This window comes from Candidatus Pelagibacter sp. Uisw_113, from assembly GCF_047717815.1.
In the GTDB taxonomy this organism is placed as follows: Bacteria; Pseudomonadota; Alphaproteobacteria; order Pelagibacterales; family Pelagibacteraceae; genus Pelagibacter.
The window spans coordinates 1-16,045 of the sequence record NZ_CP159809.1 but is presented as its reverse complement, the minus strand read 5'-3'; the positions used below and the strand labels follow the sequence as shown (position 1 = coordinate 16,045).

Annotated in this window: 17 protein-coding genes and 1 tRNA gene; 11 read left to right on the top strand and 7 right to left on the bottom strand. The window is 27.4% G+C overall.

The genetic code is table 11. The features are described 5' to 3' along the window. The first annotated feature begins 21 nt into the window (after positions 1-21). The 4 genes from ABXT39_RS00090 to ABXT39_RS00075 are packed head-to-tail and all read left to right on the top strand — an operon-like array spanning position 22 to position 4,112. Positions 22-2,502 carry a helicase-related protein gene (locus ABXT39_RS00090; RefSeq protein WP_415295093.1) on the top strand — a complete coding sequence of 827 codons (2,481 nt, stop codon included), beginning with the start codon at positions 22-24 and terminating at the stop codon, positions 2,500-2,502. Continuing rightward, the gene (locus ABXT39_RS00085) at positions 2,502-2,936 is read left to right on the top strand and encodes a TerB family tellurite resistance protein (protein ID WP_415295091.1); all 435 of its coding nucleotides are present in this window, start codon (positions 2,502-2,504) and stop codon (positions 2,934-2,936) included. Before ABXT39_RS00090 ends, ABXT39_RS00085 begins: the two co-directional genes overlap by 1 nt. Then, positions 2,933-3,259 carry a ferredoxin FdxA gene (gene fdxA, locus ABXT39_RS00080; protein WP_006997482.1) on the top strand — a complete coding sequence of 109 codons (327 nt, stop codon included), beginning with the start codon at positions 2,933-2,935 and terminating at the stop codon, positions 3,257-3,259. Before ABXT39_RS00085 ends, fdxA begins: the two co-directional genes overlap by 4 nt. Next, the gene (locus ABXT39_RS00075) at positions 3,201-4,112 is read left to right on the top strand and encodes a CarD family transcriptional regulator (protein WP_415295089.1); all 912 of its coding nucleotides are present in this window, start codon (positions 3,201-3,203) and stop codon (positions 4,110-4,112) included. The genes fdxA and ABXT39_RS00075 overlap by 59 nt, the downstream gene beginning before the upstream one ends. A 355-nt stretch (positions 4,113-4,467) precedes the next feature. Here the strand turns inward: ABXT39_RS00075 and ABXT39_RS00070 are convergent, their stop codons facing one another. After that, entirely contained in the window at positions 4,468-6,174 is a 1,707-nt protein-coding gene (locus ABXT39_RS00070) for an AMP-dependent synthetase/ligase (protein WP_415295087.1), read from the bottom strand. A 7-nt stretch (positions 6,175-6,181) separates the two neighbouring features. Then, positions 6,182-6,266 (bottom strand) — tRNA-Leu (locus ABXT39_RS00065). A gap of 68 nt (positions 6,267-6,334) precedes the next feature. Here ABXT39_RS00065 and ABXT39_RS00060 point away from each other — a divergent pair. From ABXT39_RS00060 to ABXT39_RS00050, 3 genes are read left to right on the top strand one after another with little or no spacing between them, the layout of a single operon-like run. After that, the gene (locus ABXT39_RS00060; RefSeq protein ID WP_415295085.1) at positions 6,335-6,931 is read left to right on the top strand and encodes a YqaA family protein; all 597 of its coding nucleotides are present in this window, start codon (positions 6,335-6,337) and stop codon (positions 6,929-6,931) included. A 6-nt stretch (positions 6,932-6,937) separates the two neighbouring features. Further along, positions 6,938-7,417, top strand: coding sequence for a disulfide bond formation protein B (locus tag ABXT39_RS00055; RefSeq protein WP_415295084.1), 480 nt, complete (start codon positions 6,938-6,940; stop codon positions 7,415-7,417). Then, positions 7,401-7,934 (top strand): demethoxyubiquinone hydroxylase family protein, encoded by a 534-nt coding sequence (locus ABXT39_RS00050; protein ID WP_271492880.1) that lies wholly within the window; start codon positions 7,401-7,403, stop codon positions 7,932-7,934. Before ABXT39_RS00055 ends, ABXT39_RS00050 begins: the two co-directional genes overlap by 17 nt. Here the strand turns inward: ABXT39_RS00050 and ABXT39_RS00045 are convergent, their stop codons facing one another. Beyond that, a complete protein-coding gene (locus tag ABXT39_RS00045) occupies positions 7,935-8,501 on the bottom strand; it encodes an HNH endonuclease (protein ID WP_415295082.1) in 567 nt (188 codons plus the stop codon). 52 nt (positions 8,502-8,553) lie between these two features. Next, the gene (locus ABXT39_RS00040; protein WP_415295080.1) at positions 8,554-9,210 is read right to left on the bottom strand and encodes an alpha/beta hydrolase; all 657 of its coding nucleotides are present in this window, start codon (positions 9,208-9,210) and stop codon (positions 8,554-8,556) included. Between the two features lie 49 nt (positions 9,211-9,259). Here ABXT39_RS00040 and ABXT39_RS00035 point away from each other — a divergent pair, with 49 nt between their 5' ends. Continuing rightward, the gene (locus tag ABXT39_RS00035) at positions 9,260-9,463 is read left to right on the top strand and encodes a twin transmembrane helix small protein (protein ID WP_415295079.1); all 204 of its coding nucleotides are present in this window, start codon (positions 9,260-9,262) and stop codon (positions 9,461-9,463) included. Here the strand turns inward: ABXT39_RS00035 and ABXT39_RS00030 are convergent. Continuing rightward, on the bottom strand, positions 9,460-9,975 hold the full coding sequence (locus tag ABXT39_RS00030) for a TlpA family protein disulfide reductase (RefSeq protein WP_415295078.1): 516 nt from the start codon (positions 9,973-9,975) through the stop codon (positions 9,460-9,462). The two genes, ABXT39_RS00035 and ABXT39_RS00030, sit on opposite strands and share 4 nt — an antisense overlap. Before the next feature lie 24 nt (positions 9,976-9,999). On the opposite strand from ABXT39_RS00030, the gene argH reads away from it, so the two are divergent. The 3 genes from argH to ABXT39_RS00015 all read left to right on the top strand — a co-directional run bounded on the left by argH (position 10,000) and on the right by ABXT39_RS00015 (position 13,434). Beyond that, positions 10,000-11,388 (top strand): argininosuccinate lyase, encoded by a 1,389-nt coding sequence (argH, locus tag ABXT39_RS00025; protein ID WP_415295077.1) that lies wholly within the window; start codon positions 10,000-10,002, stop codon positions 11,386-11,388. Positions 11,389-11,505: 117 nt separating this feature from the next. Then, the gene (gene lysA / locus ABXT39_RS00020; RefSeq protein WP_415295076.1) at positions 11,506-12,720 is read left to right on the top strand and encodes a diaminopimelate decarboxylase; all 1,215 of its coding nucleotides are present in this window, start codon (positions 11,506-11,508) and stop codon (positions 12,718-12,720) included. Between the two features lie 12 nt (positions 12,721-12,732). Next, entirely contained in the window at positions 12,733-13,434 is a 702-nt protein-coding gene (locus ABXT39_RS00015; protein WP_415295074.1) for a lysophospholipid acyltransferase family protein, read from the top strand. Here ABXT39_RS00015 and dnaN read toward each other — a convergent pair. After that, positions 13,431-14,543: a DNA polymerase III subunit beta gene (gene dnaN / locus ABXT39_RS00010; RefSeq protein WP_415295072.1), complete on the bottom strand. Its 1,113-nt coding sequence runs from the start codon at positions 14,541-14,543 to the stop codon at positions 13,431-13,433. The genes ABXT39_RS00015 and dnaN overlap by 4 nt on opposite strands. Continuing rightward, positions 14,533-15,945: a chromosomal replication initiator protein DnaA gene (gene dnaA / locus ABXT39_RS00005; protein ID WP_415295071.1), complete on the bottom strand. Its 1,413-nt coding sequence runs from the start codon at positions 15,943-15,945 to the stop codon at positions 14,533-14,535. Before dnaA ends, dnaN begins: the two co-directional genes overlap by 11 nt. Positions 15,946-16,045: the final 100 nt, after the last annotated feature.

Sequence of the window (16,045 nt, the reverse complement as noted above, 5' to 3'; positions counted from 1 at the left end):
TTAGAGGTACCATCAATAGAAATGTCTAAAAATAAAATCACAGCTGTTCTCGGTCCAACAAATACCGGTAAAACTTACTTAGCAATTGAAACTATGCTTTCTTTTGATTCGGGTATGATTGGCTTCCCTCTAAGACTACTTGCACGTGAAGTGTATGACAAAATTATTGAAAAAATAAGTATAGATAAAGTTGCTTTAATTACTGGTGAAGAAAAAATCATCCCTACAAATGCAAAATATTTTCTTTGTACGGTTGAGTCTATGCCAATTAATAAACATTTAGATTTTGTTGGGATAGACGAAATACAAATGTGTGCAGATCATGAAAGAGGTCATATTTTTACTGATAGATTATTAAATCTTCGTGGAGAAAAACTAACAATGCTTATGGGTTCAAGCACTATTAAAAGTATAGTAAATAAACTAGATGAGGATACTGAATTTATAAACAGAGAAAGACTTTCTCAACTTTCATATGTAGGTCATAAAAAAATTTCAAGAATAAATAGGAAGACAGCAATAATAGCTTTTTCAGCTGAAGAAGTTTATGCAATTGCAGAGCTTGTTAGAAGACAAAAAGGTGGAGCAGCTATTGTTATGGGGTCATTGAGCCCTAAAACGAGAAATGCTCAAGTTCAATTATATCAGTCTGGTGATGTTGATTTTCTTGTTGCAACTGATGCAATTGGAATGGGAATTAATATGGATTTAGAAAATGTTTTTTTTTCAAATTTAAAAAAATTTGATGGAAGAAAGTTAAGACGTCTTAACATGTCTGAAATTGGACAAATTGCTGGTAGAGCTGGCAGATATTTAAATGACGGAAATTTTGGAATTACTGGTGACTGTAAAGAGATTTCTGCAGAGGAGGTTGAGCTGCTCGAAAATCACAAATTTGAAGAAATTAAGATGCTTTTTTGGAGAAATTCTAATTTAAATTTTAATAATGCTTTAAGTTTAATTAAATCACTTGAAGAAAAGCCTAATAGAGATTGGTTAAGAAAAATACACGAGTGTGGAGATGAAAAACTTTTAAAATATTTTTTAAAAGATATGGACGGTCACAACATTAAAAATAACCAAGAAACATTGGAATTACTTTGGGAATGTTGTCAAATTCCAGATTTTGTAAAAAAAACTTATGGCAACCATCTCGAAGTGGTTAGTAAGGTTTTTAGCTTTTTAAATGGTAAAGATGGAAAAATTACTAACGATTATATGAGATTACAGTTAATAAAGTTGGATAAATTAGAAGGAAATGTTGATTCTTTATCAAATAGAATTGCAAATGTTAGAACTTGGTCATATGTTTCAAATAAAATTAATTGGGTTGAAAGTCAAAGTTATTGGATAGAGAAAACTAAACTATTAGAAGACAGATTATCTGACAGATTACATGAAGAACTTACTAAAACTTTTATTGATAAAAGAGCAAGTGTGCTTGCAAGGGGATTAAAACAGGATATGGAATTTAAAACTGAGATAATGGAAGATAATAAAGTAATAATTGATGAGCAGTTTATTGGTGATTTGAAAGGTTTAAGATTTGAGATAGATTTAAAAGCTGGTGCGCTTGAAACTGATATTAAGTCATTAAAAAAAGCAGCAAGACAAACTGTGGGCCCAGAACTGCAAAAAAGAATTCAATCTATTATTGATACAGGGTTGATAGAAATAAAAGATGATTTTAAAATTTATTGGAAAAATTTTCCAATTGCTAAATTAATAGCTGGTAAAGATTATTTAAACCCTGATATATTTTTAATAGTAGATGATATTCTGGAAAATGATGACAAACAAAAATTATCAGAGTTTATTGGAAATTGGATTAAAGAAAAAATAAAGCTCGTATTGAAAAGTCTGATTGACTTAAAAAATTTAAAAGAAAGTAACTCTTCAATTAAAGCATTGGCTTACCAATTATATGAAAATAATGGTGTTATTAAAAGAGAAGTAGTAGCTGAATACTTAAAGAAACTTGGTCAAGATGAGAGAAAAATTTTAAGAGATTTGGGTGTTAAATTTGGAAGATACCATGTTTTTTTATTTAGATTACTAAAACCTGAAGCTGTTTCCTTAAGAACCTTACTATGGAAAAACTTTAATCAAAAAAACTTGAATTTAACTCCTCCTACTTTTGGCTTAAATTTTTTGGATGATAAAAATATAAAAGATAAACATTTTATGCTTCTTTGTGGCTTTGAAAATTTTGATAATTATTATGTTAGAATAGATATTCTGGAGAGGTTATTTGTACAAATTATTAACTCTGATCCTGAAAAAGGTAAAGAGATTAAACTAATTCCTGAAATGCTTAATTTATTAGGATGTAGTAAAGAAAATTTTAAAAAATTAATTGAGAAAATGAATTACAAAACACTCGAAAGAGACAAGGATGTTTATTTTAGGTACAGTCCACAAAAACAAATTAAAAAGCCTTTTAAAAAGACAGTCTCTAAAAACAATCCATTTAAAGTATTAAAAAATTTTAATTTCAATTAATGATAAGCTTTTTTAAAAATAAAGAAAAGGAGAAAGATACAGTGAATAATGATAAATCTTATTCTAATATTGCTGCTTTATTAATTCATGTAGCAAAAATTGACGAAAATTATGAAGATAAAGAAAAAGAGATTATTAGAAAAACTTTAATTGAATTGGGTGCAACAATTTCAAATATAGATAAATTAATTGCAGATGCGTCAGTTATTGAAGAAAATTCTAACCAAATACTAAGTTTTACAAGAGAGGTCAAAAATGCTCCTGAATCAGATAAAATTAGAATTGTTGAGACTCTGTGGAAAATTATTTATTCAGATGATAATGCAGATATGTATGAGACAAACTTGATGAGAAGACTAGCTGGTTTATTATATATAGATGCAAAGATTATGGGTGACTTAAAAGAAAAAGTAAAAAAAGAATTATCTAAATGACATACGTTGTAAATGACAAATGTATTAAGTGTAAACTAATGGACTGTGTTGAAGTCTGTCCTGTTGATTGCTTTTATGAAGGCAAAAATATGCTTGTAATTAAACCGGAGGAGTGTATAGATTGTGGCGTTTGCGAGCCAGAATGTCCAGTAGATGCAATAGTAGCAGATACTGAGTCTGGAAGCGAAAAATGGCTTGAATTAAATACAAAATATTCTGAAATTTGGCCAAATATAACTATTAAAAAAGATCCTCCAGAGGATAATGAAAAATATAAAAATGAAGAAAACAAGTACGACAAATATTTTAGCGAAAATCTTTAAAAAAACTCCTGAGAAAAAAATAAAAAAAACTAAAGCAAAAGTAGTTAAAAAGTCTACGCTTCCTAAAGCTAAAGTTGTTAAAAAAAATATTCCAGTAAAAGAAACTAAGGCAGCAAAAGTAACTGCAACTAAAATTAAAAAGAATTTAAAAACAGTTTCAAAAAAAAATGCTCCAGAAAAAGTAGAAATAAAAACTAATAATTTAAGAATTTCAAAAAGTAATGAAGTTAAGCCTGAGATCAAAAAAGTTAAAAAACAAGAAACAGAAAAAAAAGAATATAAAGTTAAAGATTATGTTGTTTATCCAAAACATGGTGTAGGTCAAATTACAGAGTTTAAAAAAATCAATATTGGTGGAATTGATGTTGAGACTTATGTTCTTAAATTTGAAAAAGACAAAGCCAATGGTATGGTTCCTGTAAATAAGCAATCTCATCTTAGGCCTCTTGCAACAATAAATCAGGTCAATAAATGTATCTCTATTTTAAAAAGCAAGCCAAAAATTAAAAGATCCATGTGGAGTAGAAGAGCACAGGAATATGAAGCAAAGATTTCTTCAGGCAAAATCTATGAGCTTGCAGAAGTTGTTAGAGATTTAAATAAAGGTGACGACTTAATGGTTGATCAATCATATAGTGAGAGACAATTGTTTGAAAAAGCGTATGAAAGAATTTTATCAGAATTTCAAATAGTGATGGGTGTATCACTAGAAGAAACGCAGAAAAAATTAGATAAAGCATTAAAGAGAAATTTAGAAATCCAAGCAAAAGCTATAGCTGCACCAACGAAGGTTAAAGAACCTGCTGCAGAACCTGATACTGATTCAGATCCAATTACCGATACTGAAGATTAAAAATTAGGGCAAAAAAAACGCCTCTCACACATAACGTTATGAGAAGCGTTTTTTGAAAAGTCTAAGATACTATCTTTTTCTTTTCTTCGCTTTTTTAGCTTTTTTAGCTTTTTTCTTAGTTTTCTTTTTAGCTTTTTTAGCTTTTTTCTTTGTAGCCATCTTTAGCTCCCTGTTTAAGTTAAACGAATCAAAGTGATTCGCTGTTAGCTTATTTTTATTTTTTTATACAAGTGATGTCAATTCATTAATTAATTAGTAAATTGCAAATTTATTTTTTAATAAAAAGTTTTTTTTAATTTTTTTATTATGTAAAAAACATTAGCGTTTATGCGACTAATAATGTCTTTTACAAAAATTAATTAAAAAGTTTTTCTAATTCGTTTTTATAAGTTTTTATAATTTTATATCTTTTTAATTTTAAAGTCGGAGTCATCATATTATTTTCAATTGTAAATTGATTTTTAATTACAAAAAATTTTTTTATTTTTTCTATTTTACTTAAATTTTTATTTATTTTTTCTAATTCTTTTTGAATATCTTCATTCTTTTTATCTTTATATTCTGTATTTAAAACAATTAGACAAACTAGGTAAGGTTTATTATCACCATAAACTAAACTTTGCTCTATAAAATTAGATTTATTTAAATCACTCTCTATTTTAATTGGAGAAATATTATCTCCACCCAGAGTTATAATTATATCTTTTTTTCTATCTGTTATTTTTAAGAACTCACCATCGAACTCTCCTATGTCACCCGTAGACAGCCATCCATTTTTTAAAACCTTATTTGTTTCTTCTTCATTATTCCAGTAACCCAACATAACGTTTTCTCCTTTAACCAGAATCTCCCCATCATTTGCAATTTTAACTAAATTTCCCTTAAAAGGTTTGCCCACAGTTTCTACTCTAATTTCATTAATAGAATTACAGCTTACCACAGGAGATGTTTCAGTTAATCCATATCCTTGTAAAGTTGGGAGACCAACTGCATTTAAAAAATACCCCACTTCCTTATCTAGTGCTCCTCCTCCTGAAATAAATGCTTTTAAATTTCCACCAAATTGTTCTTTAATTTTCTTTCTTACCAAAAGATCACAAACAAAATTTATTAAACTTTCTATTAATGAAAATGGCTCTCTATTTAATTTCTTATTTCCAAGTTTAATAGTTTGATTGATTAAGAATTTTTTTATTCCTGCTGCTTTATTAAAATTAGTATTTATTTTTTGATGTAAATTTTGATAAAATCTAGGAACGGCTGTCATTATCTCTGGGGAACAATTTCCCATATTTTTTATAAGTTTTTCTATACTTTCAGCATAGAATACCTGTGCTCCCACAACTATTTGGACAAATTGGACTGTGTGCTCATATGAATGAGAAAGAGGTAGCCATGTCAAAAATTTAGGTTTTTTTGAAATAAATTCTTTTAATAAACCAAGCGCTCCTTCACAATTATTTAAAATTCCACCGTGGCTTAATACAACTCCTTTTGGATTTCCCTGGGTACCTGATGTATAAATTATACAAGCAACATCTTTTCTTTGAATTTTTACTTCAGAAAAATTTAACAAACTAAAGTTTTTATTTGCAAAGATTTGATTAATATTTACATGAAGTTCTTGATTAAACTCTTCAATTACATCGAAAAAAATTATTTTTTTTATAAATTTTTTTTTAGATATTATATTTTTTACTTTTAAATACTGTGTTTTATCAGAAATGATTAAAACAGTCGGCGAGCAATCATCAATTATATACTCGTAGTCTCTTTCTGTGTAAGTTGTGTAAGCTGGAACCGTTATACCACCTGAAAGCATAACGGATAAATCTGATATCAACCATTCAGGTCTATTTTCTGATATTAACAAGCATCTATCGCCTTTTTGTATATATTTTGATATTTCTTCAGAAAGTTTAATGATGCTCGAATACACGTCCTCCCAAGAATATTTGTTTTCAACTTCTTTCAGGGACTGTAAAAACACACTTGTTTTGTCTTGTGTTTGGTATTGATTATAAAATAGTTCTAATAAATTATTAACTTTGTTTATTTCCATAATATTTTGGTGGGCGAAGAGAGAATCGAACTCTCACTTCTTGCAAAACACGATTTTGAGTCGTGCGCGTCTACCAGTTCCGCCATTCGCCCTTTGTTTTACTTATTATAACTATAAAATTAAATAGTATAAGAACATAATTTATATTAAAAACAAAAAAATGCTTAATGAATTATATCAAAAAACTTTAAAACTTGCTGCTCATAAGAAATCAAATACTTATCTTGCAGTTTTATCTTTTACTGAAAGTTCTTTTTTTCCAATCCCACCTGACGTTATGATTGCTCCAATGGTTATTGCAAAAAAAAATGATTATTTAAAAATTTTTTTAATTGCTACTTTATTTTCTTCACTTGGAGGTATCCTTGGGTATTTCATTGGGTCTTATTTTTTTGATCTTGGAATGGTTGTAGTAGAGTTTTATAATTATGAAGAAAAGGTAATTAATCTTAAAAATAGCTTATCTGAAGGAAGTGGTCTTTATGTGTGGCTTGCTACATTATTTCTTGCTGGATTTACACCTTTGCCCTTTAAAGTGTTCACAATAACTAGTGGCATGATTGGTTTTAATTTGCCTATATTTTTCATTATTTGTCTATTTTCTAGAGGGTTAAGATTTTTTATTGTCTCATACCTATCATATAGATTTGGTGATATTTTTAGCAAATTTATGAAAACTGATGCTGCAAAATGGTTCACAATTTTGGGTATTATAATTGTATTAATTTTTGCACTAATATATTTTATAATTAATTAACCAAATATGATTCACCAAAAAACTACACTTCATCTTATATTATTATTTAGTATTTTTGCTCTCTCAGCAGCCTATTTTATTGAATATATTTTGGGTCACCAACCTTGTAATCTTTGTTTAATTGAAAGAATACCTTATGTCGTTTCAATAGTTATAATTTTGCTTTTCATTTTTATTCAAAAGTTTGAAGGATTTTTTTTAATAATTTTAAGTATTACATTCATTATAGCGTCCATTATATCCTTTTATCATTTTGGGATAGAGCAAGGTTTCATAAAGGAATCTTTAGTTTGTAATTTGAATTCTAACAATACTGATTTGACTAAAGAAGCACTCCTAAATCAGCTAAAAGAAGTCACAGTTAGCTGTAAAGATGCAACTTTTAAAATTTTGGGATTATCTCTTGCCACAATTAATATTTTTACCTCTTTAATAATTGCAACTATAACTATAAAACTTTTCTTAACTTATGAAAAAAACAAATAAAGAAAAAGTAAAAGAATTTATTCGAGTTGACCACGCAGGTGAACGAGGTGCGGTAAAAATTTACGAAGGCCAATTACTGGCCTTAAATACGTTTGTTAAAGATGAAAACCTAAAAAAGAAAATTGAAGAAATGAAAATTCACGAAAAGGAACACTGTGAATATTTTGAAAATGAAATTAAAAAAAGAAATATAAAACCAACAAAATTTTTACCGTTATGGGATTTGCTTGGTGTGGGACTTGGTTTTGGTTCAACAATCTTGGGAAAGAAAGCTGCTATGCTATGTACTGCTTCAGTAGAAGAAGTAATTGACGAACATTATCTAAATCAAATTAATACGTTAGAAAATGATGAGAAGAAATTAAAAGAAAAAATAATTAAGTTTAGGGAAGATGAATTACATCATAAAGATATAGCCTATAAAGAAGGTGCAACTAAAAAAGGTATGTATTCTATTTTAGATAAATTAATCAAAACTGGATCAAAAATTGCTATTAATATTTCTGAAAAAATATAATTAAGCTTCTAACTCAACATCCCAATACAAATAATCCATCCAGCTCTTGTGTAGGAAATTTGGTGGGAAATTTTTACCATTTTTGTGTAGGTCTTCTGTAGATGGTTGATATGGTTCCTGATTTAAGGTCATATCTAAATTTTTTAATAATCTTCCACCTTTTTTTACATTACATGAAGAACAAGCAGTTATAACATTATCCCAATTGGTTTGCCCTCCTTTAGATCTTGGAAGTAAATGGTCAAAAGTAAGCTCTTCACTACTGCCACAGTATTGACAAGAAAATTTGTCTCTTAAAAAAACATTAAATCTAGTAAAGCTAGGATTAGACTGTGGTTTTATAAAACTTTTTAATGCAATAACACTTGGTAACCTCATATTAAATGATGGACTTCTAATAACTCTGTCATAATTACTGACTATAGTAACTCTATCTAAAAAAACAGATTTTATAGAATCTTGCCAGTTCCATAAAGACAATGGATAATAACTTAAAGGTCTATAATCAGCATTTAAGACTAACGCAGGACATTTTTCTAAAGACAAACTCTGATCATTAAAAATCATTATAAAAAAATTCTAACTGAAAAAAATTAATTTATCAATAAATAGAATTTAATTATATTTGAAAATTATTTTTAATATAATTTAAAGCCACGCTTGATGCTTCAATAGGAATATGATGTTCACAATTTTCTATCATTTTTGTTTCAATTTCAACATTATTTCTAATTAGAAAATCTTTTGCCTCTAATAAAAATGTTGGTGACACAACTGCGTCTTTATCACCGTGTATCAAGAGCATTTTAGTAGAAGAAGATTTTCTTTTACTAAGATCATCTTGATTTATTATTTTACCAGAAAAACCAACAATACAATTATAGTTTTCACCACTTGTTAGTCCTAGGTTTATAGACATCATGCACCCCTGGCTAAAACCAGATAAGCAAATTTGAGAGTTATTAAGATTATACTCACTTTTAACCTCTTCAATATATTTTTGAAGTTTAGTTTCTGCTTTTTTAGATTCTTCTAAAATATAACTTGGATCATCTTTAGTTAAATCAAACCATTGAAAACCAGCTGGGTTGATTGTGCATTCTTCGTTTCCATTTGGACATAAAAAGATTGTATTTGGTAGAAATCTTTTCCAATTTAAAGTTAACATACTTATATCTTTTCCATCCCCGCCGTATCCATGAAGTAAAATTACCACATGCTTAATTGATATATTATCTTCTGGTTTTATAATTGTAGTTGTTAGACAAAATGTCATAGATGTTTTTTTATGTTTTTTTATTTAGAAAATATACTACAGTATAATTATGATTTCTGGAACGTTAGTTAAAATTTTTGGCATAGTGCTTTTGATAGTTGTTGCTGTTGTATTAATATTAGGAATTGGAACTCTATTTAAAGGAGGAGAGACCAGTAAAAAATATTCAAATAAACTAATGCAGTACAGGGTACTTTTTCAATTTATAGCCATAATTGTTTTGGTTTGTTTTGCTTATTTTTTTAAAAATTAATCGTATTGTTTTAGCCAATTAATAAACTCTAAGTTATTAAAATCAATAGATCCCATAATACGTCCAAACTCTTCACCTTTTTTATTAAATAAAATAGTTGTGGGAACCCCTCTTAAAGAAAATTTTTTAGCCAGAGTAATTGGTGCATCAAAATATATTTCTAGATTTTGAATACCTAGTTCTTTGAAGAAAGAATCTGATTTTGATAAATTTTCCTGACCAATATTAATAGGAAAAATTTTTAAATTATCAAAATTACTATTTGATTGTAAGTCATCTAGGGATGGCATCTCCTCTCTACAGGGAGCGCACCAAGTAGCCCAAAAATTTAATATTAACAATTTTCCCTTAAAATCATCTAAATTTACATCGTAATTGTTTGAATCCTTAAAAACTACTTCCTCATATATTTTTGGATTTTTTGATAAAACTAAATTTTTTATATTAGGTTTTTCTAGAGCATAACTAATGTTGCTAGTTATTAGGTAGATAAATATTAATAATAATTTCATACTAAATATGTATAATTAATTATCATGGTAAAAAATAAAAACAATATGGCAATATGGGGGTCGAGAATAAAAAAAGATACCTCAACCTTATTTCAAAAAGTTGGTAATTCAATAGATATTGATAAAAAGCTTTTTCAAGAAGATATTCTAGGATCAATTGCGCATGTTGAGATGTTGTTTAGACAAAAAATTATTTCATTTAAAATTAAGAATAAAATAATTTTTGGACTTAATAAAATTGAGAAAGAAATTTTAAAAAATAAATTTGAATATAATAAAAAGTACGAAGATATTCATATGAATATTGAAAAAAGATTATTTCAAATTATAGGAGAAGAGGCTGGATATGTTCACACAGCTAGATCTAGAAATGATCAGGTGATTACTGATTTTAAAATGTGGACGACTTCAGCAACTAAAGAAATTAATAAGAATTTAGACAATATCATTAAGACCATTCTCAAAATTTCAGAAAAAAATATTGAAACCATAATGCCTGGGTTTACTCATTTAAAAAACGCACAAGCTGTGTCTTTTGCTCATTATTTAATGTCTTATGTGGAAATGTTTAATAGGGACAAAAAAAGATTTACCTATAATTTAGAAAGTTTATCAGAAAGTCCGTTGGGTGTTGCTGCCTTAACAGGTACTTCTTTTAATATTGACAGAAATTTTACTTCAAAAAAACTAGGATTTAAAAGACCAACGAATAATTCAATTGATACTGTTGCAGATAGAGATTTTGTTTTGGATTTTTTATATAGTGCTTCTGTTTGTTCAATGCATATTTCAAGAATAGCTGAAGAGCTTATTATTTGGAACTCTGATGGATTCAACTTAATTACACTTTCAGACAAAGTGGTAACTGGTTCTTCAATAATGCCTCAAAAGAAAAATCCTGATTTGTTAGAATACTTAAGAGGGAAAACTGGAATGGTTTATGGAAATTTATTTTCAATGCTGACAATTCTTAAAGGGCTTCCCATATCTTATTTTAAAGATCTTCAAGATGACAAGGAAATACTCTTCAAATCTAATGAAATCCTTAATAATAGTATTGCTATACTTAATGAGGTTTTAAAAAATCTAAAACCTAATAAACAACGAATGTTAGACCTTGCTAACTCAGGCTATATTACGGCTACTGACTTAGCTGACTATCTTGTTAAAAATCACTCAATGCCCTTTAGAAAAGCATACCGAACTACAGCTTCTATTGTGAATTATGCAGAAAAGAAAAAGAAAAAATTGAATGAATTAAATATTGATGAGCTAAAGAAAATTGAGCCAAAGCTTACAATTGAAGTTTTAAAGATATTTAATGTAAAAAACTCTGTAAACTCTAAAAAATCTTATGGTGGAACGTCTTTTGATAATATCAAAAAAATGATAATGAAATATAAAAAAGCTTAAAATGACAAAAAAATTAATTTTAATTTCTATGTTTTGCTGTTTCTTATTTTCATGTGGGGTAAAAGCACCTCCAGAATATGAGGATAACGAAATGGTTTTACCAAAACCTATAGATTGATGAAGTATATAAATAAAAATTTAACGATTGAAAAAGTTAATGTTAAAAAAATAGCAAAAAAATTTGGTACACCAACTTATTGTTATTCCCACAAACAGCTAACGGAAAACATAGAAAATTTTAAAAAAAATTTTAGCTCTTTTTCTCCATTAATCTGTTTTGCTGTTAAATCTAATACCAATGTAAATCTGATAAGAGAAATTAGAAAATTAGGGTTAGGTGCAGATGTTGTTTCAATGGGTGAGTTAATGATGGCTCTAAAAGCAGGTATAGACCCAAAAAAAATTGTTTTTTCGGGGGTGGGTAAAACTTCAATTGAAATCAGTTATGCAATTGATAAAAAAATTTTATTAATAAATGCTGAATCTAAAGGTGAAATTATTGAAATTGAAAAAATTGCAAAATTAAAAAAAAAAATAGTTAATATAGGCATTAGACTTAATCCCAATACAGATGCCAAGACATTAAAACAAATTTCAACTGGGAAAAAAGAAAATAAGTTTGGTGTAGATGAAAAAACTTTTTTTGAATTAGTAAATTTTACAAATTATTCTAAAAATATTAATCTTAAATGCTTAAGTGTTCATATTGGTAGTCAAATTTTAGATCACAAACCATACGAAAAAATGCTCAATGTGGTGAATAAAATAATAAAAAAAAGTGCTCATACCTTTGAATTTATTGATCTAGGTGGGGGTATGGGCATTTCTTATGAAAAAAATAATAAAAAACTAAACTATCAAAAATATAACATTGCTATACAAAAATTTTTAAAGGGCCAAAAAGTAAAAATAATATTTGAACCTGGACGATCTATAGTTGGCAATATTGGATTTTTAATTTCTCAAGTTATTTATATAAAAGAAAACGTTAAAAAAGACTTTATCATATTGGATGCTGCAATGAATGATCTTATGAGACCAGCATTATATGGCGCAAATCACCAAACTATGCCTGCAGTAAAAAGTAATAACATTTCAAAAAAAACTTATGAATTTGTTGGACCAATTTGTGAAAGTACTGACAAATTTACAACTATAAAAGGTTTTCAGAAATTAAAGGAAAAAGATCTCGTGGTAATGTGTGATGTTGGGGCTTATGGAATGTCACTAAGCTCAAATTATAACTTAAGACCAAAACCGCCAGAATTAATAATTAAAGGATCTAAAATTAATATTATTAAAAAAAGACAAAAAATAAAAGATTTGATTTAGTTTTTGATTAATATGATAAGAAATTTTCTATTTTCATTATTTTTTTTCTCAGGAATAATTTTTATTTCCCTAATCTTCTTGCCTGCAATTTTACTACCAAAGAAAATTGTTTTATTTGGTGGAAAAATTATGGGCTTTTGGACATCTTTATGTTTAAAAATATTTTTATCAACTAAGATAATCATTAAAGGCAAAGAGAATATAATTAATGGAAAAAAATTTTTTATAGCTGCTTCACACCAGTCAATGTTTGAAACTTTTTTTTTACAAACTATCTTTAATTCTCCTGTTTTTATTTTAAAAAAAGAATTACTAATGATTCCTATATTTGGCTGGTATTTGAAAAAAATAGGATCAATATCAATTAAAAGAAACAAAATTTCTAGAGAAAACTTGGGTTTTTTTGATGATATTTCTAAACAAGTAAATTCATCAAAAAGACCATTAATAATTTTTCCACAAGGAACTAGGCTACCTCCAGAGGACAGAACTCCTTTCAAAAAAGGATCTAGTAGAATTTATGAAGAATTAAATATTTCATGTCAGCCAATTGCAATTAATTCTGGGAATACTTGGCCAAAACATGGTCAAAAAAAAGTTAACACCACTCTAACAGTTTCAATTTTAAAACCCATTGAACCCGGATTAAGCAAAGAAATTTTTATAAAGGAATTAGAAAATACTATTTATTCTGAACTTGATACTTTGAGCTAGCCTTTCATGGGCATTACAACAAATATACTATCAAAATCGCCTGGATCTTTAATTAATGCCGGAGACCCCGTATCATTGAAAAAAATTTCAATCTTATCTCCATCAAGTTGTGATGCTACATCTATTAAATATCTAGAATTAAAACTTATTTCTAGATCGTGATCAAACTTTACGCTTAAACTTTCTTTTCCATCACCACTATTTGTGTTGTTAACTGATAAGTTTAGAACGTCTTTCGACAAATTAAATTTAACTCCATCTTTTTTATCCAATGAAACTGAAGCAACTCGATCAACAGAGTCTAAAAATAATTTTAAATCTATTTCTAGCTTCTTTTGATTATTCTTAGGTATTACCTGAATGTAATTTGGAAATTTTCCATCAATTAACTTAGATATCAATATGCTATTATTTAGTTCAAATTTTATTTTAGATTTAATATTTGAAATTTTAACATCACCATCATAACCTTCTAGCAACGAACATAGTTGAAAAATTGTTTTTTTAGGAAGTATTATTGGTTCAAAATTTACTTGCTGGTCCAATCTTATTTTTGAGATAGACATTCTATGACTATCTGTAGCTGCTGCTGTTAAAAAATTTTTGTCTTCAACTTGCGTTTGATGAAAGAAAATTCCACTTAGGTAATGTCTAGTTTCATCGTTAGAAACTGAAAATTTACATTTATTTAATAATTTTAGTAATTGTTTAGATTTTATAGAAAATTCATTTTGATTAAAGTTTTCGTCTGTTAGCGGAAACTCAGATGCACTAATACAATTTAGATTAAAAACAGATTTTTCAGACTCAACTTGAAGTTTACTAACATCCGTCAAAGATAAATTAATTTTTTTTCCTGATGAAAATTTTCTTATGATATCATAGATGGTGGATGAGGTAGTGGTTGTGTTTCCTTCTTCTATAACTTCAACATTGTTAATTTGATGAATAAATATTAAATCTAAATCAGTTGCGGTAATTGTTAGATTTGAATTGCTAGCATTTAATAAAACATTTGACAAAATAGGAAGTGTGCTTCTTTTTTCAATTACACCTTGGCAATAATTAAGTGCTTGTTGCAGGTCTTGTTGATTAACGTTAAATTTCATTTTCTTTATTATACAATATCTGATTTTTGAGATTATTAATATTGTTTGTCATTTCTGGATCTTTTTCCTTCAATTTTTCAATGGTTTTAACCGAATGAATGATTGTTGTATGATCTCTATTGGAAAATTCTCTTCCAATCTCAGGCAATGACTTGGATGTCAAAATTTTTGTTAAATATATTGCTGTTTGTCTTGGTCTTACAAGATATCTAGATCTTCTTGAAGAAAGCATCTCACTTTTACTAATTTTAAAGAACTTACATACAGTCGATTGTATTAAATCTATTGTTACCTTGTTTTCTCCAATATTTAATAGATCTTTTAAAACTACTTTTACTTCTGATAAATTTGGAACTTTGTTATAAATTCTTGAAAAAGAAACAACCCTATTAATTGCTCCTACTAGCTCTCTAATACTTGTGGTTATTTCTGTGCTTATAAATTTTTGTATTTCTTCTGAAATATTTACTTGATTTGAATAAAAAATGTTTAGTTCCTCTGTTTTTTGCTTAACAATCTTACTTCTAAGTTCATAGTCTGGTTTCTGTATATCAACAACAAGACCTCCAGCAAATCTTGATTTAATTCTATCTTGAATTCTTGATAATTTGTTTGGAGCTCTGTCGGCAGAGATGATCACTTGTGACCCTTTATCTAATAATGCATTAAAAGTATGAAAAAACTCTTCTTGCATTGCTTCTTTACCATTCATGAATTGGATATCATCTATTAATAATATGTCAGTATTTCTAAAATACTCTTTAAACTTTACCATATCATTAGATTTAATTGATTTTACAAACTGATACATAAATCTCTCAGCAGAAATAAACATAACTTTGTTTTTTTCTTTTAATGAAAGACCAATTGAGTTTAATAAATGTGTTTTTCCCATTCCAACACCCCCATAAATATAAAGTGGATTATAATGAGAAATATTTTCTGAAACTTTCATGGATGCTTCATAGGCTAGTTTATTACTTGTTCCTGTTATAAAATTATCAAATCTTTTATTTGGGTCTATTCTGTTGTATTGCAAATATGTATCTTTAATGAAGGATACATTTTCATTGTTTTCATTTTTAGTAATATTATTTTCTATTTCATTTTCAGAGTTTTTTTCAATAATCTTAAACTCTATTCTTGTTAAATCTTTCTTATAAATTTTTACTATTTGCAAAATTTGATCTAAATATCTTGAGGTAATCCAGTCTCGAATAAATCTAGTAGAAACTGAAAGTAAGACATAACTATTCATCTCTTCAACAAAGTCTATCTTTCTAAGCCAGCTTTCATATATATCGCTGCCTAGTTTATTTTTCATATCCTTTTGAATTACAGCCCAATCTAGAGCTTCAGAAGATACGCTTTTTAAATTTTGTGTTGTGTTTTTATTTATCATAAAAATTTGTAGGAATAGGTTCAGTTAGAAGTAAAATAATTTTTTTGCAATAAATAATTTTATAAAAGCAAAATTAAAAAAAATCTATATTTGCAATAAA